The sequence below is a fragment of the Microbacterium sp. Leaf161 genome (assembly GCF_001423645.1).
Classification (GTDB): domain Bacteria; phylum Actinomycetota; class Actinomycetes; order Actinomycetales; family Microbacteriaceae; genus Microbacterium; species Microbacterium forte.
On the sequence record NZ_LMOW01000001.1, the window covers coordinates 482,549 to 504,114 of the forward strand.

Annotated in this window: 19 protein-coding genes; all 19 read right to left on the reverse strand. The window is 65.1% G+C overall.

What is annotated here, in order from left to right; genetic code table 11:
• Window positions 1-9: 9 nt before the first annotated feature.
• On the reverse strand, window positions 10-1,083 hold the full coding sequence (locus ASF87_RS02415) for a polysaccharide pyruvyl transferase family protein (protein WP_056373874.1): 1,074 nt from the start codon (window positions 1,081-1,083) through the stop codon (window positions 10-12).
• Window positions 1,080-2,216 carry a UDP-galactopyranose mutase gene (gene glf / locus ASF87_RS02420; protein WP_056373876.1) on the reverse strand — a complete coding sequence of 379 codons (1,137 nt, stop codon included), beginning with the start codon at window positions 2,214-2,216 and terminating at the stop codon, window positions 1,080-1,082. The genes ASF87_RS02415 and glf overlap by 4 nt, the downstream gene beginning before the upstream one ends.
• 60 nt (window positions 2,217-2,276) lie before the next feature.
• A complete protein-coding gene (locus tag ASF87_RS02425; protein ID WP_056376295.1) occupies window positions 2,277-3,401 on the reverse strand; it encodes a polysaccharide pyruvyl transferase family protein in 1,125 nt (374 codons plus the stop codon).
• 185 nt (window positions 3,402-3,586) lie between these two features.
• Window positions 3,587-3,898 (reverse strand): hypothetical protein, encoded by a 312-nt coding sequence (locus ASF87_RS02430; RefSeq protein ID WP_157549981.1) that lies wholly within the window; start codon window positions 3,896-3,898, stop codon window positions 3,587-3,589.
• 564 nt (window positions 3,899-4,462) lie between these two features.
• A complete protein-coding gene (locus ASF87_RS17610) occupies window positions 4,463-5,089 on the reverse strand; it encodes an acyltransferase (RefSeq protein WP_162238668.1) in 627 nt (208 codons plus the stop codon).
• 1,291 nt (window positions 5,090-6,380) lie between these two features.
• The gene (locus ASF87_RS02435; protein WP_056373880.1) at window positions 6,381-7,043 is read right to left on the reverse strand and encodes a VanZ family protein; all 663 of its coding nucleotides are present in this window, start codon (window positions 7,041-7,043) and stop codon (window positions 6,381-6,383) included.
• Between the two features lie 189 nt (window positions 7,044-7,232).
• A complete protein-coding gene (gene tuf / locus ASF87_RS02440; protein ID WP_042538710.1) occupies window positions 7,233-8,423 on the reverse strand; it encodes an elongation factor Tu in 1,191 nt (396 codons plus the stop codon).
• 148 nt (window positions 8,424-8,571) lie between these two features.
• Window positions 8,572-10,689 (reverse strand): elongation factor G, encoded by a 2,118-nt coding sequence (gene fusA / locus ASF87_RS02445; RefSeq protein ID WP_056373882.1) that lies wholly within the window; start codon window positions 10,687-10,689, stop codon window positions 8,572-8,574.
• An 85-nt stretch (window positions 10,690-10,774) separates the two neighbouring features.
• The gene (gene rpsG, locus ASF87_RS02450; RefSeq protein WP_042538706.1) at window positions 10,775-11,245 is read right to left on the reverse strand and encodes a 30S ribosomal protein S7; all 471 of its coding nucleotides are present in this window, start codon (window positions 11,243-11,245) and stop codon (window positions 10,775-10,777) included.
• 5 nt (window positions 11,246-11,250) lie between these two features.
• Window positions 11,251-11,619 carry a 30S ribosomal protein S12 gene (gene rpsL / locus ASF87_RS02455; protein WP_042538704.1) on the reverse strand — a complete coding sequence of 123 codons (369 nt, stop codon included), beginning with the start codon at window positions 11,617-11,619 and terminating at the stop codon, window positions 11,251-11,253.
• Window positions 11,620-11,839: 220 nt separating this feature from the next.
• Window positions 11,840-15,580, reverse strand: coding sequence for an SCO7613 C-terminal domain-containing membrane protein (locus ASF87_RS02460; RefSeq protein ID WP_056373884.1), 3,741 nt, complete (start codon window positions 15,578-15,580; stop codon window positions 11,840-11,842).
• On the reverse strand, window positions 15,580-15,798 hold the full coding sequence (locus ASF87_RS02465; RefSeq protein ID WP_056373886.1) for a helix-turn-helix domain-containing protein: 219 nt from the start codon (window positions 15,796-15,798) through the stop codon (window positions 15,580-15,582). The genes ASF87_RS02460 and ASF87_RS02465 overlap by 1 nt, the downstream gene beginning before the upstream one ends.
• Window positions 15,798-16,274 (reverse strand): DUF2975 domain-containing protein, encoded by a 477-nt coding sequence (locus ASF87_RS02470; RefSeq protein ID WP_056373889.1) that lies wholly within the window; start codon window positions 16,272-16,274, stop codon window positions 15,798-15,800. Before ASF87_RS02470 ends, ASF87_RS02465 begins: the two co-directional genes overlap by 1 nt.
• Before the next feature lie 149 nt (window positions 16,275-16,423).
• On the reverse strand, window positions 16,424-17,071 hold the full coding sequence (locus ASF87_RS02475; protein ID WP_056373890.1) for a hypothetical protein: 648 nt from the start codon (window positions 17,069-17,071) through the stop codon (window positions 16,424-16,426).
• A 59-nt stretch (window positions 17,072-17,130) separates the two neighbouring features.
• Entirely contained in the window at window positions 17,131-17,562 is a 432-nt protein-coding gene (locus ASF87_RS02480) for a hypothetical protein (protein ID WP_056376296.1), read from the reverse strand.
• A 68-nt stretch (window positions 17,563-17,630) separates the two neighbouring features.
• Window positions 17,631-18,641, reverse strand: a complete 1,011-nt coding sequence (locus tag ASF87_RS02485) for a hypothetical protein (RefSeq protein ID WP_056373893.1) — start codon at window positions 18,639-18,641, stop codon at window positions 17,631-17,633.
• A gap of 132 nt (window positions 18,642-18,773) precedes the next feature.
• Entirely contained in the window at window positions 18,774-18,926 is a 153-nt protein-coding gene (locus ASF87_RS17615; RefSeq protein WP_153302240.1) for a hypothetical protein, read from the reverse strand.
• 72 nt (window positions 18,927-18,998) lie between these two features.
• Window positions 18,999-19,928, reverse strand: coding sequence for a sugar ABC transporter permease (locus ASF87_RS02490; RefSeq protein ID WP_056373895.1), 930 nt, complete (start codon window positions 19,926-19,928; stop codon window positions 18,999-19,001).
• Between the two features lies 1 nt (window position 19,929).
• The gene (locus ASF87_RS02495) at window positions 19,930-21,534 is read right to left on the reverse strand and encodes an ABC transporter permease subunit (RefSeq protein ID WP_056373897.1); all 1,605 of its coding nucleotides are present in this window, start codon (window positions 21,532-21,534) and stop codon (window positions 19,930-19,932) included.
• Between the last annotated feature and the right edge of the window lie 32 nt (window positions 21,535-21,566).

The following is a 21,566-nucleotide window of genomic DNA, read 5'->3' on the forward strand; positions in this document are numbered from 1 at the left end:
CCGGAATCTTCAGGGAAGCAGATGAAGAAGTTGGCGTGACTGCGCTTTCAGCTGCCGGAGCCTCTCCTCGTCAAACGGACTCCATCGTGCGGTTTCCATGGCTGCGATCAGACGACGCACGTCGTCCGGAGTTGCGGTTCGCAGATCCACTGCTCGTTCGGGGTGACCGATCTGATCGTAGAACCGACGCGTCTTCTCTCGGACGTACAGCGAGAATGACGGGATGCGCTGAGAATAGGCGGTGATCGCGAGATGCAGGTGGGACGTCATGAGCCCGTCGAGGTCTGCCAGCCGAGGCAAGAAATCCTTCAGCGTCGTATACCGCAGGAGTTCGCAGTCCGGAGCGGCGTCAGCCAGTTGTGAGCGGTGACGTCCATTGCTGACGAGCACCATGTTTCGTGCGCTGCTGTTCGCGAATCCGGCAACTGCGGCTTCGACCGTGGCCAGGTGGGGGTTCTCCCTCATGTCTTCGAACTGGGCGATGTCGAACTGAAGCCCGATCGTCCGCCCTCGGCTGCGCCGACGTCGGAATCGTAGATAGTCCGAGGTGAGCAACGCGAGATCCGCCCCCGCGACGATCTTGTTTTCTTCGACACCGAGTCTGCTCAGGTGCTCCTGCGACTCCCGGTCTCGAACGCCGACGAACTGAGCTCGACCCGAGATCTCAAGTGCCAAGCGACGCGACTTATCGCGAAGCCACGGCCCCGCACCAACACCAGTGACCACCATCGGCTGGTCTGTCAGGGCGCCCTGGGCTATTGCCTTAGCGACGATCTCAAGGTACGAAGCTCCAGGCTTGGCCCCGGCCGTATCCGACATGATGCCACCGCCGCCGACGACAACGAGATCTGCTGTCGCGAACAACCCGTCGTACGTTTCTGCGTAACGCGTCCCCAGCCATCGGGAGTTCTCGACCGACAACTTGGGAATGGAGACGCGATAGCCCTCCTTCTGCAGCCGCTTCGCGATGACCGCACCGATCAGATCGTCCCCGAAGTTGTGCACACGGTACGGGCCCACGACCAGGGCGTGCTTGTCGGTCTTTCTCGTTCGATCCCGCCCGCCCCAAAGCGGACGAATCATGCGAGCTCGTTGTTCCACATCGACAGCGCGGAGCCGATCGCCATGTGCATGTCGAGGTACTGGTAGGTGCCGAGGCGACCGCCGAAGTGCACCCCGCTCTCGCCCTTGGTCAACTCGCGGTACGCCAGTAGACCGGCACGGTCGGTCGGCGTGTTGACGGGGTAGTACGGCTCGTCGTCACGCGTGGCGAAGCGCGAGAACTCGCGCATGATGACCGTCTTGTCCTTCGGGTAGCGATCCTCGCGCTCGGGGTGGAAGTGACGGAACTCGTGGATGCGCGTGTAGGGGACGTTCGCGTCGGCGTAGTTCATCACGGGAGTGCCCTGGAAGTCGCCCGTGTGGAGCACCTCTTCCTCGAAGTCGAGCGTGCGCCACGACAGCTCACCCTCGGCGTAGTCGAAGTAGCGGTCGACCGGGCCGGTGTAGATGACGGGCACCTGGCCGACGGTGGCGTTCTTGTTCAACGGCTGCGACTCGTCGAAGAAGTCGACGTCGAGCTTGACTTCGATGTTCCCGTGGTCGGCCATCCGCTCGATCCACGCGGTGTACCCGTCGGTCGGCAGGCCCTCCCACGTGTCGTTGAAGTAGCGGTTGTCGTAGGTGTAGCGCACCGGCAGACGGCTGATGATCTCGGCCGGGAGATCCTTGGGGTCCGTCTGCCACTGCTTCGCCGTGTAGTCACGGATGAACGCCTCGTACAGCGGCCGGCCGATCAGGCCGATGCCACGCTCCTCCAGGTTCTGCGCGCCCTTCGGGTCAAACTCCCCGGCCAGCTCTGTGATGAGCGCGCGCGCCTGGTCAGGCGAGTGCGCCGCGTTGAAGAACTGGTTGATCGTTCCGAGGTTGATCGGGAGAGGGAACACAACACCGTTGTGGTTCGTGTGCACCCGGTGGACGTAGTTCGTAAACGTCGTGAACCGGTTGACGTACTCCCAGACCGTCGGGTTGGAAGTGTGGAAGAGGTGCGCACCGTACCTGTGCACCTCGATCCCCGTCTTCGGCTCGTTCTCGCTGTATGCATTGCCCCCGATGTGGTGGCGACGGTCGATGACCGTGACCTTCCGACCTGCAGCTGCAGCGCGTTCAGCGATGGTCAGACCGAAGAAGCCCGATCCGACGACAAGAAGATCCATAAGACCATCGTATCCACGGGCGTGAGGTGTGCAGAAATTGGACCTTCTACGACATCATCCTCAATCGACCCAATCCATCGTCTCGGGGAGGACGTACTGGCGAACCGTTGAGGAGTTCCGGTAGTCATCCCAAATCCGCTGGCTAAGCACTTTGAGGAAGCGGATAGCCTCGTCGCGGAGTTGATCGACTCTGTCCATCGGAACGTCGGGAACGCCGTTCTCGAGTATCTGGACAAGCCGGGGATCGGTCGGCTCAACCACCAGGTCCTCTCGTCCGATCGTTGCCATGAACGCGCGAATCTTGGCTACGGGGTGCACACTTACTGTCGGCACGCCATACATGGTCGCGACGATCGTCGTATGCAGCTTCATGCTCAGCAGGAGCGAGCACTCGCCGAGCGCGTGCGTTATCTCGTCAAGGTAGTTCGAGTGAAAAGTCTCTTTGCCCTCAACTCTGAGGTTCTCGGAGTTCTCCAGGTCGCGCCTGCCATGGTCCTCAACACCGCCGATGATGTGACGAACGCGCCATCCCTTCGCAATGTATGCCGCGGCGATCTCCTCGAGCTGTCGATAGTCCTTCGGATCCCTGACGTATCGCGTAACGATGCCCAGGATGGGTGCGCCCTCGGGTGGCTCAACCGGAGGCAGCGGTAAGGCACAGACAAGGTCCGCATGCGTAGCCACGGTCGCCTGGGGATCGATGTGCTCGGTGATCCACTGCGTCGACCCCGAATCGCGGGTCGAGATGGAGCGAACGCTCGGGTTAGTGAGAAACTCGGTCCACCGCTCGACCACAGTCGCGTCGATATCCGGACGGTCGCGCTCCACGCCGATTCCCGCAACATGAACGGGCCGCCGAAGGTACATGGGATTGATGAAGTCGGGATCGATCCACTCGCGGTAGGGGCAGAGCAGGTCGCCGCCGCCGAGCACCACGGCATCCATAAGATCGACTTGAGTAGTGCGAATCTCGCGAAAATACCACGGTCGGTGGAGCCCGGTGAGGAGAGTCAGATCCGCCCACTGGCCGAGCCAATGCTCGTAGACCCGAACATAGAGTTCATCTCCGTAGTTCCCGCGAGCCAAAGATCCGGTGATCCCGACCCGTGGCTTCAGCACCCCCCGTAGCTCAGCCGTCAGGTTATGATTTGAAGGCCCGCTGCTCACTACTGGGTCTGCATTCATCAGAGCGTCGTCGCTCTTATTGCGTCGGAATATCATGACGAGAACTCCGGAAGATTGGGTAAATGGGGACTGGAGTACGTTGACCCATCAATGAAGCAAATCAGTCTTTAGAATACTGCCGAAATAAGATAGGCATTCGCAATCGCGCGGCCCGACGGCCGCCCCCGTGTGGGCGTCATTGTTATTTACTCAGCGTTCTTCACACCCTGGCTCGTCTCAATAGGCATCGCCCTTCCAGACATTTGCCATGCGAGATCGGCAAAGCTCGACCAATAGGGCGCCAAAATATAGTCGGTCTTCGAGAGCAGCGCAAGGTCCGCGACGGACTCAATGAGACCTTCGCGAGAATTGTATCTGCCCGCTTTTTTCACAAACGATACGTTTGGAACTGCGGAAGAGATCTCGATCTCAGCCTCCCGGGTGTCGCACGACAAGAAGAAGGAGACCGAATCGTCGCGTGCGTGAAGCTCACGCATTCGCCGGATATACCACTCCACCGGGGACTTCTCAAGGGTCCGTGGGTGCGTTAACGTGGGATGACTCCGAACCTGAACCCCGACGACCGCGGCGGATCGACTACTCGCATTGTTAAAGTCACGAGAAATCAGGGTCTCTACCTCCTGGCTCACGGGAAGGCTGCGAAGCACTTCAGTCCATTCGCGCTCCCCTCCCCATCCGTGCAGAACGTAGGCCGTACTCACAGAGATGACCTCATCGTGCCGGTGACTATCTATTGATGCGGGGCGCCATTGCCCGTCAATCTGCTCATCCAGGATGAGCGGCTCCGGCCCAGGACTCTCCAGGGCGGTGCCGGGCACAGATGACCAGAGCTCATCGACACGTGCGCCGAAGGAACCAGTGATCGGCCAGTGGTAATAGAAACGCCTCCCCTCCGCTTCCGCAACTGCGGCCGCTGAGAGCAGCGCACGAACCCTGTTACCCAGGCCTGAACCGGGCCGGAGCGAGAGAACTAGGCTTCGAGCCGAGATATCGACGGTAATTTGGATCCTCCATCTGCGCGTAGGGGCCGTTCTTGGGCCATTGGCCCGCGGCGCAACTGCCTATTCTGGATAGCTGGAAATATAATCGCGCGACCAACCAATTCCGCGCTTCACCACAGCGGCTGGCGTCCCGGCAAGAACAGCATTCTTTTCATCGAACGCCTTCGAGACGACTGAGCGTGTAGCGACCACGCAATCCTCGGCTACCGTCGATCCCTTCAAAAAGACAACCCCGGAACCGATCCATACGTGATCCGCAATTCGAATCGGGCGTGTCCTGTTGATCACAACGTCTGGAGCGTCAAGGTTGAACATGGCATGGCCGTCACCAACCCGGAATTCGATGTTGGAGCTGATCAGACAGTTCGCGCCGATTGATATCGAAGCCTTATCCTCGTTTCCCATCGAGATTCGGCAACCCTCGATGGAGGTATTCGCGCCGACATTGACCCGTGCGCCGTCGCCGCCTCGCATATCAATCGCCGTATTGCGCAGCCCTCGCGGGTGAGTCGGCTCGAATTCAAGATGCGAGTTAGATCCAGTGAATATCTTCACATTTACAAAAACAGCGCCTTGGTGCACAACCACCGTCGACCCAGTGCGCTGGAAAGCGACTTCAAGCCCTGGATATTCTCCAACCTCGGCATCACCATCGGCGGACCTGACAATAATCCGATTGAGGCTCAATCCCACTCCTAGAGTTCGGGTTTCGTCGGAAGACTCAGTAGCCAGAAGGGACCTGGTCCATGCCATGAACTTCCTCGTCACTCGCATCAGTATATGCTAGCGGGCCGCGCACGCGGCGTTGACGTTCGATGCCTAGCTCACCTGCAGCGCGCCCACTGACTAGTTGTTGGGCGCCGAACGTCGAAGAGGTGTTTCGGCTTGCCCGTGCTCTCCGCTACTGTTAACGGGTGGCCACAGCGACTGATGAACCGTACGCCCGCAACGAGATCTGGTACGGCGGTAGTCGGGTTCGCAACGCCACAAGTCTGCCGTCTGGAGTCACGGTCAACTTTCATGCTCGCTCAGCAGGAAACGTGGTGCGGCTATCCGAAGGCGCACGATATCAGGGTGTAGTGGTAGATCTTGGTTCTGCGATCGAGTGCTCCGTGACGATCGGTCGAGTGAAGGTCCAGTTCGGCGGTATCCGCGTCTCGTTCGTTTCGAATGCGGGCCGCTGCTCGACCCGAGCCCACGTGTCGATCGGCGACGGCTGCGTCTTCAACGGCGCAACTCACATCATTGGACCACTGACTCCTGGCGTTGGCGTCCGCGTCGGGAACGATTGTCTTTTCGCGTCCGGAATTTCACTCCGTGGATCTAGCCACCATGGCCTTTGGGATCGCGAGACCGGCGCTCTCCTCAATCCCGAGGTGGGGATCGAGATCGGTGACCATGTGTGGCTAGGAGATCAGGTCGTAGTACTGAACAAGGCTCGTGTACCCGGTGGCTCTGTTGTTGCAGCTCGAAGCATAGTTAACAAGGCCTTTACTGAAACGCACTCAATTCTTGCGGGCTCCCCCGCATCCGTTCGCCGGACCGGAGTGGACTGGACCCACGAGTTTCCCCTCGACAATGGCGTAGCCGAACGAGGTGGCGCCCGGGCTTAAGCACGGCGAACCGAATGGTGGCGCGTGGTCTGCAAATCCGCACCAAGGCAACTGGCGATTGGTCTTGCACTTGTCCCGAGACCGACCCTGAGCTGATACCAGCGGGTCTCGCGTGGTTGCGACCATGACGTGTCGGTGAGGGGTGCCACCGCGGAATTTGTTAGTACCCCTCGGCCGCAGAACCATCTGCTCTCTCTACGCGTGGAGGATCATTGCGACCATCCGAAGAGCGCATGGCCACGCTTCGGATAAATAGGGAGGTGGCCCGCTGCTAGGACTAGCGTTTGACCATCCGTGTGTGTGTATCACCACAGCCCGCCACCGGCAGATTAGGTTCGGGCGAGGCTCTTCTCGCTTGATTCACCTCACACCGGAATCCGCACGGTAGGCGCGTCACCGGTCTCCCACAAGTCCGCGTCCAGCACGCGGGTCACCGGATCGGGCTCCTCAGCCCACGCCTGCGCGTGCGGCGCCGGCTGTGACGCGCGAGCAACCGCGCGCGCCGCGTTCTGCCGCTGCAGTTCGGCCGCAGCCGCACGTCGCTCCCACAGCTCGCGTTCGATCATGGTGCGATCCCTGGCGTGGATCATCGCCCGCAGGATCATCGCGAGCAGCAGGCCCGTGTATCCGCCGATCGTGTTCGCCAGCACGTCGAGCACGGTCGACACGCGCTCGTCGAGCGCGATGCCCTGCGTGAACTCGATCGCGCCCGAGAAGGCGGGCAGCAGGAAGATCGCGACCCACCACGCTTTGCGCGCGAGTGCGAGACCGAGCAGGAAGCCGAGCGGCACGAACATGCCGATGTTGGCGGCGAACTCGAGTTCGTTGTAGTCGAATCGCTCGGGCACGCCGAGGTTGTGCAGTGCACGGAGCACACGCCCCGCGATGCTGTCGAACTCGAGCTGCTCAGGCTGCGGCCACATCGTGACCAGCAGCACGAACGCGGAGTACACGATCAGCAGCAGCGTCGAGATCCACAGCCGCGCGTGGCTTCGCGGCGGCGGGGGTCCCACCTGGATCTGTGTCATGGTCGCGTTCCTCTCTCACGCCCGAGTCGGGCGACGGCGATGCCCGCAGGCAGGCTCGGGCCATGTTATCCATCGCGAATCGACTCTCGCCGCGAAGTGACCGAGAACCGCACGCGCACGCACGCACCGCCCAGGTACGACACAGGGGCCGGACCCGAAGGCCCGACCCCTGTGCGAGAAAGCAGATGCTTACTTGATGATCTTCGTGACCGTACCGGCGCCGACGGTGCGTCCACCCTCACGGATGGCGAAGCCGAGGCCCTCTTCCATGGCGATCGGCTGGATCAGCTCGACCGTCACGTCAGTGGTGTCGCCGGGCATGACCATCTCGGTGCCCTCGGGCAGCGTGATGACGCCGGTGACGTCGGTGGTGCGGAAGTAGAACTGCGGGCGGTAGTTCGTGTAGAACGGGTTGTGACGCCCACCCTCGTCCTTCGACAGGATGTACGCGGTACCGGCGAAGTCGGTGTGCGGCGTGACCGAACCCGGCTTGACGATGACCTGCCCGCGCTCGACGTCCTCACGCTTCGTGCCACGGAGCAGGAGACCGCAGTTCTCGCCGGCCCATGCCTCGTCGAGCTGCTTGTGGAACATCTCGATACCCGTGACCGTGGTCTTGACGGTCGGACGGAGTCCGACGATCTCGACCTCGGAGTTGATGGCCAGCGTGCCACGCTCGGCGCGGCCGGTGACGACGGTTCCACGACCGGTGATCGTGAAGACGTCCTCGACGGGCATCAGGAACGGCTTGTCCTTGTCGCGCACGGGGTCCGGAACGTTCTCGTCCACGGCCTCCATGAGGTCGAGGATCGACTGAACCCACTTCTCGTCGCCCTCGAGGGCCTTGAGAGCGGAGACGCGGACGACAGGAGCGTCCTCGGCGAAGCCCTGCGAAGCGAGCAGCTCGGAGACCTCGAGCTCGACGAGCTCCAGGATCTCCTCGTCGTCGACCATGTCGGACTTGTTCAGCGCGACGAGCAGGTACGGCACGCCGACCTGCTTGGCGAGCAGCACGTGCTCACGCGTCTGAGCCATCGGGCCGTCGGTGGCGGCGACCACGAGGATCGCGCCGTCCATCTGAGCAGCACCGGTGATCATGTTCTTGACGTAGTCGGCGTGGCCGGGGGCGTCAACGTGCGCGTAGTGGCGCTTCGGGGTCTCGTACTCGATGTGCGAGATGTTGATGGTGATTCCACGCTGGCGCTCTTCCGGCGCCGAGTCGATGGAAGCGAAGTCGCGCTGCACGTTGGTGTCAGACGGGAACTTGTCAGCAAGCACCTTCGAGATCGCTGCGGAGAGCGTGGTCTTGCCGTGGTCAACGTGACCGATGGTTCCGATGTTGACGTGCGGCTTGGTCCGCTCGAACTTGGCCTTAGCCACTGGGTCCTCCTCAGGACGTCATGTAGAGGGTGCCGGGCACTGGTTTGCGACCGGTTCTCTACGGGTGTGAATCTCAGTTTAGTAGAGAGGGAATGTGAAGTTGTAGGTGACCTGGGAGCCGAGCCGAAACCCGGCTCCCAGGAAAGTGTTACTCGCCGCCCTGGTGCTTCTGGACGATCTCGTCGGCCACAGCGCGGGGAACCTCAGCGTAGCTGTTGAACTCCATCGAGTAGACGGCGCGACCCGAGGTCTTCGAGCGCAGGTCGCCGATGTAGCCGAACATCTCGGACAGCGGCACGTGCGCACGGACGACCTTGACGCCTGCGGCGTCTTCCATCGACTGGATCTGGCCGCGACGCGAGTTCAGGTCACCGATGACGTCGCCCATGTACTCCTCGGGAGTACGCACCTCGACCGCCATGAGCGGCTCGAGGAGCGTCGGGTTGGCCCGACGAAGAGCTTCCTTCATACCCATGGATCCTGCGATCTTGAACGCCATCTCCGAAGAGTCGACGTCGTGAGCAGCACCATCGACGATCGTCGCCTTGACGCCGACGATCGGGTATCCGGCGAGCACGCCGACGTTCATCGCATCCTGGAAGCCGGCATCGATCGAGCCGATGTACTCACGCGGGATGCGACCACCGGTGACCGAGTTGACGAATTCGTACGTCTTCTCGTCGTCGAGGTCGAGCGGCTCGATGTTGAACTGGATCTTCGCGAACTGACCCGAACCACCGGTCTGCTTCTTGTGCGTGTAGTCGTACTTCTCGACGCCCTTGCGGATCGTCTCGCGGTACGCGACCTGCGGCTTGCCGACGTTGGCCTCGACGTTGAACTCGCGCTTCATGCGGTCGACGAGGATGTCGAGGTGCAGCTCGCCCATGCCCTTGATGGTCGTCTGACCGGTCTCGGGGTTGAGCTCCGTGCGGAAGGTCGGGTCCTCTTCAGCGAGCTTCTGGATGGCGACACCCAGCTTCTCCTGGTCGGCCTTGGTCTTCGGCTCGATGGCGACCTCGATGACAGGCTCGGGGAACGTCATCGACTCGAGGACGACCGGCGCTGCCGGGTCGGTGAGGGTGTCACCGGTGGTGGTGTCCTTCAGACCGATGACGGCGTAGATGTTGCCAGCGGTGACCGAGGGAACGGGGATCTCCTTGTTGGCGTGCATCTGGAAGATCTTCCCGATGCGCTCCTTCTTGCCCTTGGTCGAGTTGACGACCGCTGCGCCGGAGTCGAGCTGGCCGGAGTAGACGCGCACGTAGGTCAGGCGACCGAAGAACGGGTGCACCGCGACCTTGAACGCGAGAGCCGCGAACGGGTCCTTGGCGTCGGGGTGACGCTCGATGATCGTGTCGTAGTCCTTGGGGTCGTGCGCCTCGATCGAGCCCACGTCGAGCGGGTTCGGGAGGTAGTCGACGACGGCATCCAGCATCGGCTGCACACCACGGTTCTTGAACGCCGAGCCGCAGAGGACCGGGTAGATCTCGGAAGCCACGGTGAGCTTGCGGATCGCGCCCTTGATCTCGGCGACGGTCAGCTCTTCGCCACCGAAGAACTTCTCGAGCAGAGCGTCGTCGGTCTCGGCGACGGTCTCGAGGAGCTGCTGACGGTACTCGTCTGCCTTGTCCTTGAGGTCGGCCGGGATCTCCTGGACCTCGTAGGAGGCGCCCATGGTGACGTCACCCTTGGAGTCACCAGCCCAGACGAGCGCACGCATCTCGACGAGGTCGATGACGCCGACGAAGTCGTTCTCTGCACCGATGGGCAGCTGGATGACCAGCGGCTTGGCGCCGAGGCGGTTGATGATGGTGTCGACGGTGAAGTAGAAGTCCGCGCCGAGCTTATCCATCTTGTTGACGAAGCAGATGCGGGGGACGTTGTACTTGTCAGCCTGACGCCACACGGTCTCGGACTGGGGCTCGACGCCCTCCTTGCCGTCGAACACTGCGACAGCACCGTCGAGGACGCGGAGCGAGCGCTCCACCTCGACCGTGAAGTCCACGTGACCGGGGGTGTCGATGATGTTGATCTGGTTCTTGTTCCAGTAGCAGGTCACGGCGGCAGACGTGATCGTGATGCCGCGCTCCTTCTCCTGCTCCATCCAGTCGGTGGTCGAGGCACCGTCGTGGGTCTCGCCGAGCTTGTGGTTGACGCCCGTGTAGAACAGGATGCGCTCGGTGGTGGTGGTCTTGCCGGCATCGATGTGAGCCATGATGCCGATGTTCCGAACCTTGCTCAGGTCGGTGAGCACGTCTTGTGCCACAGGAGTGTCCTTATCTTTTTGGGCAGTCGTACTGCGAAGAGGGGGTGCCTGCCCCCGGCGTGTGGCCGGGGGCAGGCGAAGCTGTTTACCAGCGGTAGTGAGCGAACGCGCGGTTCGACTCAGCCATCTTGTGCGTGTCCTCGCGGCGCTTGACCGCTGCACCGAGACCGTTCGACGCGTCGAGGATCTCGTTCTGGAGACGCTCGGTCATCGTCTTCTCACGACGACCCTTGGCGTAGCTGACGAGCCAGCGCAGCGCGAGGGTGTTCGCGCGGTGCGGCTTGACCTCGACCGGAACCTGGTAGGTCGAGCCACCGACGCGGCGGCTCTTGACCTCGAGAGTCGGGCGCACGTTGTCGAGCGCCTTCTTCAGAGTGGCGACGGCATCCTGACCGTTCTTCGCCTCGACGCCCTTGAGGGCGTTGTAGACGATCGACTCGGCGAGCGACTTCTTTCCGTCGACCAGGATCTTGTTGACCAGCTGGCTGACGATCGGAGCGCCGTATACCGGGTCGTTGACGACGGGACGCTTGGGGGCGGGACCCTTACGAGGCATTGGACTCAGCCCTTCTTTGCGCCGTAGAGGCTGCGAGCCTGCTTACGGTTCTTGACGGCCTGGGTGTCCAGGGCGCCACGGACGATCTTGTAGCGAACACCGGGGAGGTCCTTGACACGACCACCGCGGACGAGCACCAGCGAGTGCTCCTGGAGGTTGTGACCCTCACCCGGGATGTAGGCGGTCACCTCGGTGCCGTTGCGGAGCTTCACACGAGCGACCTTGCGCATCGCCGAGTTCGGCTTCTTCGGGGTGGTGGTGTAGACGCGGGTGCAGACCCCGGCCTGCTGCGGGTTCGACTTGAGTGCGGGCGCCTTGGTCTTGGTGACCTTGGGCGAGCGACCCTTGCGAACCAACTGCTGAATGGTTGGCACGTTCTCTCCTCATAATGCTGCACGGTGACAGCGTGATGGGTTTCACATCAGTGACCCACCGGCACGCCGGAATCGACGTGCCTTTGTGGTGGTGGGTATGCCGTGGGGGCGGACCGGCATGGTGCCGACGCCCAGCGCGCACGTCGAGACGTGCACACACCTGATCAAGTGTAATGCCACGTAACGTGGTGGTCAAATGAGGGCCGCGGTTCACCCCCGCTCAGCGCAGGTCTCGGACGCGGGCAGCAACACCGCTTCCCTCCCCCGTTCGGCGCTCGGCGGTGACCGCGATGATCAGCAGCACCGCGCCCATTACAGCGAGCGTGATCCACCACGGCATCGACTCCACTCCCCGACCGATCTGCACCGAGAAGACGAACACGTTCTCGACGGGCAGCACGACGAGACCGAGCAGGAAGGGGGCGGCGAGCCGCTCGCGAGAACCCACCAGGATCGCGATCAGTGCGAGCACCATCACGAGGATCGCCCGCCAGGTCAACGGGTCGGTGAAGGTGGAGACGATCGACGCGATCATCATCGTGACGATGCCCGGCGCGAGCAGTGCCCACGACCCGGTCCAGCGCCCCGGCCAGCTGTCGATCGTGGGGCGCCGCCCACCGTGGTCCGACGACTGCCGTCGCAGGGCGATCGCTCCGGCGAGCAGGAGGAACGCCCCCAGCGGCAGAGAGAACCACTCGACACGCAGGTCCCGCGGGCTCCACGCCACGACAGCTGTCGCGAACGCGATCGCGAACAGGAACCACACCGGCGGGGCCGTGGTGTCACGCCGAGTCACGCTGTGTGCCGTGACGACGGTCGCCACGAGGTAGCCGAGCATCAGGATCCACATGGGCCAGACCGAGAACCAGTCACCCTCGATGGCGAACCACGTGCCGGCTGCGAGTGCGAGCGCGGCGGGTGCGCCGAGCCACCTCGCTGCGCGCAGCACCGAGCGGTCGGCGGCGGCGCGTCTGATCCCGCGGCCCGCGAGCATCAGTGCCGCGGCGCCCGCGGCGCTCACCCCGAAGCAGCAGAGGAAGAGTCCGAGACCGTGCACCGAGGGCAGGTCCCAGCCCAACCCGATGCGGATGCCCTGCAGCGGCCCGACGGTCGCCGCGAGTGCCGCGGCCGCGAGGATCGGGATGCGCAGGGCGCGGACGCGATGCAGGCGGGACCCTGCCCGAACCCGACCCAGGAGCATCTCCGACACCAGCAGCGCCCACGATGCGGCGAGGAGTCCACCGACCCGCCATGCGACAGCGGGCTGATCGGCATCCGGCCCGGCGACGGCGACGGCTGCCAGCAGCGGCGCGACGGCGATGAGGAGTCCGGCGGAGAACAGAGCTGTCGAACGGCGTCCGCGAAGCGTGAGGATCAGGCCGACGAGCGCCGCCCCGAGGGTCGGCGGAAGCAGGTAGGCCTCGAGCACGTCGATGCTCGCGATTCCCCAGGTGCACCACAGGGCGCCGGTGAAGGCGGCCGCGGCGACGACCCACGCATAGCGGCGGGCCGCGAAGAGTGCGGCGGCCACGCCCCCGACACCGATGACCAGCAGCACGAGGAGGGCCGTGCCGAGCCCTGCTGCCTCGCGTGCGAGCGCGAGTGCCGTCGCGATCGCGCCGGTGAGCAGGGCGGAAGCCTCGATGGCGACGCGGGCCGCGTTCACCGTGAGCGCCGGGTGCCCTCTGCCGACGAGCACGTCCTTCACGAGCGACGAGGAGGCGAGGGCGAGCGCGACCACGACTGCCACGATCGGCAAGACGATCGGAGACCCGCTCGATGCCAGGAGCTGCGCACCGAGGCAGACCACCACGACGGCGAGCGTCGGCACGAGCATCCCGGCCGCCGTCGTGCGGACCAGCAGTGTGAGCCCCGGTCGACGGGTGAGCAGCAGCGTCATCGCCAGCACGAACATCAGCCCGGTCGACAGCGCCGTCCAGCCGCTGCGCTCTATGACGACCTGGAGCACCCCGATGCCGAACGGCACAGCAGAGACGACCAGGATCGCCTGCCATGAGCGGGCGCCGATCGTCGTCAGATAGGTGGCCGCTATGGCGACCACCAGACCCGAGGATGCGGTGAGGCACAGCTGCGCGATGCCGTCGACCCCGCCCTCTGCGAGCGCAGTGGCGACCAGCACCAGACCGTAGGCGAAGCCGGCGCCGACGTAGACGAATCGCCAGCGCGCAGGACGCACCGCGGCGAGGGCGGCGACAGCGAGAAGGGTCGCCACCCCCGCTGCCGGGACGATCGACGGCTCGCGCCAGGCCACCAGCACTGTCGAGACGAGAGCCAGATGAGCGGCGACGAGAAGGATCGGACGGATGCCCCTGCCTGCTATCCGGTGCGGCATCCACCGCAGTATCGCCGAGATCGCCAGGACCATCACGATCAGCACGGCAACCGACGCCGGCAGAACGAGCAGACCGCTGCAGCCGAACACGAGCATCGCGACGGCGGCGAAGGCGAGTGCGAGTCGCGACGCGGGCACCGCGAAGAACCGCACACCTTCGCGTTCGCGGGCGAGAGCACTGTAGGCGGCAAGGCCGCCGCCGACCGCGGCGAGTCCGAGCGGGCCTCCCCACCCCGCCATGCCTCCCCCGGTCAGAGCGGGAACCTGACGGAGGAAGGCGATCACGGTCGTGCCGCCGGTGATTCCGGCGAGCAGGAGCAGGATGGCTGACGGCACGGCGAGCACGGTCAACGCACCAGCGACCGTGTATGCGCGCGGCACACGAGACGGCAGCGGCACCAGCACGCCCACCAGCACCAGCGCGACGGATGCCGCAGTCGGGGCGACCGCGAACTGCCAGGTCATGTCGAGCTCGCGGATGCCGGGGACGCCGTAGACGGCGAGCACCAGCGCCGCAGCCCCTGTCGCTCCAGCGACGTAAGACCACAGCGGCCCGAGCATCCGCCGTGCGGCGATCACTGCATGCACGGCGATGAGGAGCAGCAGTCCACTCGCGGTGAACAGCGTCGTCGTCATGTCGTCGTCATCGACGCGCAACAGCAGCAGCAGAGCGCTTCCAGCGGCGATCAGCTGCACAGCGACGAGAGTGGTGCGCTCGACCAGGGGCAGCCTGAGCCACTCGACGATCGCCGCGCCCGCGAAGGCGACGCCTATCGCGCCGACGGCACCGGAGAGTGCCGTGCCGCCGGCGGCGCCGAGCATCGCCGGAGCGGCCGACAGCGCCACCACCGCGGCCCACTGCCAGATCCGGATGCCGAAACGCCTGCCCGCGCCGAGCACCCCGAGCGAGGCGCCGGCAGTGGCGACGGCCGCAGTGCCCCACGGGTCGATCTGCGGCGCCGCGAGTTGGGCGACCGCGTGGACGTCGAGGCCGGCGAACACGAGACCGAGGCCGCCGACCGCTTCGGCCGAGAAGCGCAGACCACGGCGGGACATCAGCCAGGCTCCGCCGAGGAACAGCAGAGTGATCAGCCCGACGATCACGCTGCGCAGAGCACGATCGGCGAGATCGGGGTTGAAGTACGTGAACACGATCGCTGCGACGGCGAAGAGCCCTGCCCCGGCTGTCGCCAGCACCGACTGCAGCGTCGCACTGCTCTGCGGCGGCGGCGGCGATGGCGGCGGCGGCGATGCACCCTCTCGCGAAGGTCCTGGTGCGGCCGGCGGCGGGGGCGCGGTGATCGCTTCAGAAGGCGTGGCCACCGGCACAGCCACCGACACCGTGCCGCCCGAGTTGCCGACCTGAACGACCGGAATGCGGTCCAGCACACCGTCTCGAGCGCGGACGGCTTCGGCCGCGGCGACCGACGCAGCCCATACCTCGTTGCCGATCGGACCACGCAGATCGGAACCGCATCGGGTGCAGCATCCGCCCTCGAGTGCTCCGTGGCACACCGGGCACCGTGCCGTGTCGAGGAGGTGCCGGGCGACGGACTCGCCCCACGTGGGGGACTGCGGCGAATCCGTGCGCAGGGAGAGAGACGTCATCATCGCTCCTCGGAATCGGGAACCCAGCGCAGGATGTCGCCCGGCTGGCATTCGAGCACGCGGCAGATCGCCTCGAGGGTCGTGAAACGCACCGCCTTCGCTCGACCGTTCTTGAGCACGGCGACGTTGGCCGGAGTGATGCCGATCGCATCGGCGAAGTCCTGCACGCTCATCTTCTTGATCGCGAGCTGCACGTCGAGGTCGATGACTATCGGCATCACACGACCTCCGACATGTCCTGCTCGAGTTCGAGAGCCTTGCGCAGCAGACCTCGCAGCACGACGACGAGCAGCGCGAGCGCCGCGCTGACCACGATGCCCAGCACCGCGAGCAGGGAGAGGGACAGCGACACCGAGCGGCTGGCGACGATGACCAGATACGCGGCGAGGATGACAACCCCGGCCGCGATGAGAGCCCCGAGGATGATGTCGACATATCGGAACGCCTCGACGCGGAAGATCCGGTCGTGCTGCACGAGCGAGAGCAGGAACCAGATGCAGACGAGTGTCACCTGGATCAGGGCGAGGAAGAGCACGGCGCCGATGATGCCCGGGACCTCGAGCCATGCGACGTCCGGATTGCGGACGGCCGTGATCCTGGCCACCTCGGGGATGACCAGGGTCTGGCTCGCCAGCAGGAGTCCGAGCAGAACGATGATCAGCGCCTTGAGAACGCGGGTGACTCGAGGATGCATGGTTTCCCTATCGATCGCCAATGGGTATCTATCGAAAAACGATACCCAGCGGGCACCGGTCAGCGCCAGCGACGCTCGCAGCTCTCAGCGGATCTGCAGGCAGAGCCCGTGACGCACGGGCGCGACCGACGCGTGAGGGCTGCTGCGCTTTACGACTGATCCGCGTCGAACGGGGAGTCGAGCGAGTCGGTGAGTTCAGCCAGCAGCGCCTCGATCTGCGGCTCGACATGCTGCGAGATCGCAGCCTGGATGTAGATGCGGTGGCGCAGCAGGATGCCGCAGATCTCGCGGCCGACCATGTTCGCGTACTCGTCGGCGAGCGCGACCTCCTGCCGCAGGGCGACCTTCGCCTCGTCGCTCAACGGGGGCAGGGGCGGCAGATCGGCGACAGCCTCGTCGGCCATCCCGGCGATCGTGAAGAGGAACGGCGCGCCCGGAACCGGCTCGGGGTCGAGCGGCAGCCCGTCGAACTCGGGATCCAGACCGTCGGCCGGGCGGTAGGTGCGCGCCCGGTTCCGCGCGGCCTGCTGGTCGAGTTCGCGCTGCAGCATCGGCAGGTTCCTGGCGGTGTATTCGGCCACAGCGTGGTCGACGATCGTCTTGATCCGCGTGGAGAGGCCGTGCTGCACACCGTGCGGCGTGTTCGAGCCGATGCCCGCCGCAGACAGGATCGGCGACCCCAGACAACGTCGACAGGGCGCGACCCGACCGCGATGGGTCGCCGGCTCCCAGCGCGGCACCCAGCGCAACCAGGCCTCGACGGCCTGGTCGACCTGCGTCTCCAACGAGCGCTCCACACCTAGAGCGTACGGCGCGGCCGCCGCCGACGTGGAGATTTCCGCGTCACGGCGGGGCGTCACTCGTCTTCTTCGCGCTCCCAGGGCCACTGCGGATGCTGAGCGCGCGTGCGCCGAAGCGCGATGCCGCCCCAGGCCGCGATCGCGGCCGCGACGAGGAGCACCGCGCTCGCTCCCCCGCGCACGAGATCACCCGCGACGACCGTCGCGACGATGAGGTCGCCGCTAGCAGCGAGAACGCCGATCCACACGACGACCAGGTGCGCGAGCGCCGCGGCCAATGCGACCGCCGGCGCCGACACGAACGACGGCTGCGTCCGCCGCAGCGACGACCACAGCGACAGCGCGAACGCGACCACGGCCGCCAGCATCCCGATCGCGCCGGGCAGCTGACCGAGACCGGGGACGGCGATGATGTCGCTGTCGGTGGCGATGCTCACCGCGCCGAGGCCGAACACGGCCAGCGCGAAGAAGCTGATGGTGGCGAGCACCAGCGCCAGAATGACCGAAACCCCCGGGGACTCGGGTCCACGGGGGTTCGGCGACGACATGTTCGTGACTACCTCGCCAGCGTCGGGCCGGCCTCGAGCGTGCGCTCGTACTCGCGCTGCGCTTCGGCGTTGAGCTCGGTCTTGCGTGCCCCGCTGCGGGCGACCCATGCGCCGAACCAGATGGTCAGCTCACGGGCGAAGACGAATGCTGCGATGGCGAGCGGGTGGAAGAGCTGCGACCCGATGAGCTCGCTGCCCTCCCGAGCGGTGAGCAGCCAGAACGGTGCCTCGAAGAGCGCCCCGAGGATGTGCCCGCCGTAAGCGATGAGACCGACGATGATGCCGAAGACCACCCAGAGTCCCCAGCGTCCGCGGTTGATGAAGGCGCCGAGCAGCCAGAAGCCGAGGAAGAACCCGACGACCGGAACCCAGTAGCCCCAGGTCATCAGCGGAGCGAGAGAGGCTTCGCCGATGTTCTCGCCGGTGATGTCGCCCGCGACGGCGCGGAGGCCGAGCGTCGCGCCCAGGTAGAGGATCGCGAAGGCGATGGTGGCGAGCAGACCGATCGCGCCCGCGGTGCCGCGGTTGCCGCGTTCGCGGGGCGGCTCGGGAGCCTGGACGAAGATCGGCTGCTGCTGGATCGGAACGACGACCGGCTCTGCGGCTGCCGGCTCCGACGGGACGATCCGGGTCTCCGTCTGGTCGGCCGACGAGTACGCGGCTCCGGCCAGGGCGGACTGCTCGTGCGCGGCCGGCGGCGTGTACACAGCCGTCGCGTCGGCATCCGTGTTCCACGACTTCGTCGTGTCGTCTGCGTCGTCGAGGTACTTCGGGTCGTTGAGCTCCGGCGTCGCGAAGGTGCCGGGGTGTTCGTTCTCGGCAGCCTCGAATGCGGCGACATCGGGGTCGACGGCGGGCTGGGTCGGAGCGGGAGCCGACGTCTCGTGCGTGGGGTCCGCGGGCGTGCCATGCACGCCTGCACTCGCTGCGGCGGCGTCGTCGAGTCCAGCGTTCGCGCTGTCGACGACGTCGTTGACGTCTTTCGGCCGCTCGGGCTGTGGAACCTCGGGGTCACTCATGGGTGCGCCTCTCATCGGATGTGTGCTCTGCGAGATTACCGCCGTGCGCCCGCGCCCCGACGGAGGCGTGCCGACGTGTCGCTGAGCCCGTGATCACGCATCTCGTCCTCGGGACGAGATGCGGCGGCGCCGTCAGCGAAGGGTGGCGCGGAGGGCGTCGCCGATGAACGAGGCGACGACCGGCACGATCGGCATCGAGAACCAGATCAGGGCGCCCACCACGCCGATGCACAGCACTGCGGCGATCCAGCTGATCACCGCGTTACGCCCCGCGACACGCGTCATGCCATCACGCTACGACCGCCGGCGCCGCGCCGGCGGTCGCAACGCCGGGAACGATGTGACCACGACCGCAGGTCAGCCCTTCGTCGCGCCGGCCGTCAGCCCGCCGACGATGTATCGCTGAAGGAACAGGAAGAGGATCATCACCGGGATCGCCGCCATCACCGCGCCGGCCGAGAACGCCGACCAGTCGGCGTAGCGCGGGTTCGCGACGAGCTTCGTCAGGCCGACGACCAGGGTCTGCTGGTCGACGTCGACGAGCATGACACTCGCGATCACGTACTCGTTGACCGTGCCGATGAACGACAGCAGCGCTACCACCGCGAGGATCGGGGCGACCAGCGGCAGGATCATCGTGAAGAAGATGCGGGCGTGACCGGCGCCGTCGATGCGGGCGGCCTCGTCGAGCTCCATCGGGAGGGTGTTGAAGAAGCCGTACATCAGGTAGGTGTTCACGCCGAGCGCGCCACCGAGGTAGACGAGGATCAGGCCGGTGTGCGTGTTCAGGCCGATGGCGGGGAACCAGTCCCCGAGCGTCGACATCAGCAGGAAGATCGCCACCACGGCCAGGAGCTGCGGGAACATCTGCACGACGACGATCGTCACGAGGCCGATGCGACGGCCGGCGAAGCGCATGCGCGAGAAGGCATATGCCGCGAGAGCCCCGATGAAGACGGTCACGGCGCCTGTCACCACGGCGATGACCAGCGTGTTCAGGAACCACAGGCCGTAGGGGTTCTGCGGATCGCTGAGGATGCGCACGTAGCTGTCGAAGCCGAACGCGGAGAAGAGCTGGTTCGAGCCGGTCAGCGTGCCCTTCGGATTGAGCGACGCCGAGACGACGTACAGCAGCGGGAAGAGCGCGAAGGCGCTCACGACGATGGCGACCACATGGCGCCATCCGGTGTCTGCGAACCACGCGCCGAAGCTGCGGCGACGGGGCGCGAGGTTCTGCGCGACGGCGACGGCGACGGGGCGGGCGGTGCCGGTGTCCGTGGTGCTCATGTCAGTTCAGCTCCTCGAGGGCCTTGGTCTTGCGGAAGCTGATGATCGAGATCGTCGCGACCACGATGAAGATCAGGATCGTGAACGCGGAGGCGAGGCCGTAGTCACGGGACTGACCCGTGAACGCCACCTTGTAGACCATCGAGATCAGGATGTCGGTGTGCCCGACCGGGATGCTGACGTCCTCGAACCGCGGCCCGCCCTTGGTCAGCATGTAGATCAGGTTGAAGTTGTTGAAGTTGAACGCGAAGGAGGAGATCAGCAGCGGCGCGACCGTCACGAGCAGCAGCGGCAGCTTGATGCGGCGGAAGACCTGCCACGGGTTCGCGCCGTCCATCACCGCCGCCTCGTTGACGTCCTCGGGAATGCCCTGCAGGGCGCCCATGCAGACGAGGAACATGTAGGGGAAGCCCAGCCAGAGGTTGACCAGGAGCACCGATACCTTCGCGAGGTTCGGGTCGGTGAGCCACGGGATGTCCGCTCCCCCGAAGATCACCTGGTTGATGAATCCGAAGCTCTCGTTCATCATGCCCGCCCAGACGAGGGCCGACAGGAACGCCGGGAACGCATACGGGAGGATCAGGATGATCCGATAGCCGTTGCGGAACCGCATCCGCGTGTTGTTGAAGACCAGTGCGAGCAGCAGTCCGAGGAAGAACGTGGTCGCGACCGAGAGCAGTGCGAACACGAAGGTCCAGATCGTCACCGAGATGAGCGGACCGCGGATGTTCTCGTCGCTCACCGCGCGCACGAAGTTGTCGAAGCCGACGGTGGTCTGCCAGCCGGGCAGCAGCTCGGCGCCGTCCTCGGCGATGAACGACCCCTGACCGGTGTCGGAGTACACCGCGCCGGTCGTCGTGTCGGTGATGGTGTCGGCGTCTGCGTCGTACTCGAGCGTCGAGACGTACAGATATCCCTTCTGTCCGTCGGGGGCGCGCAGGCTGCCGTCGTTGGGGTCGTCGCTGAAGGGAACCGAGAGCTGCTCGAGCTCTTCCGACAGGGTGAACACCTTCGCGAGCGGGAGCGTGGTCCAGCCGTCGACGGCTACGGCCTGATCGCCCTCGAACTCGGCGTCGACCTCCTGCAGGGGCTGCTCAGCGGTGCCGAGCAGCGCGTCACCCGACTCGGGGTCGGTCACGAGCAGACCGTAGGTGCCGAACTGCTCGACGACCGTGACCGGATAGGTGGCGGAATCCTCGACACGCTCCTGGGCGGAGGCGAGGAGCGACGAGATCGCCTGGTCCTTCGTGCCGTTGTGCCCGGTGCCGTAGTTCGTGAAGCCGATGTACCCCGTGTACAGCAGTGTGAAGACCTGGAAGATGATCAGGAAGATGATGCCGGGGGTCAGATACTTCGCGGGAATTCGCTTGCGCGAGAAGTAGATGTAGTTGACGAGCACCGTGACGGCCACGACCAGGCCGAGCACCAGCCACTCCTGCTGGCCGAAGAGGACGAACGCCGCGTACAGCGCGATGGCGTCGACGATGGCGAGCAGCAGGATCTTCAGCAGCATCCAGCCGATGGGCCCGGACGCGGCCTCGGCGATCTTCGCCGCCTGGCGCTGGCGCTTGTTCAGTGGAGCCGTGGGCTCAGCGAGTTCTGTCATCTCGTCCCCGTCGTCGAGCTGCCGGGGCGGAC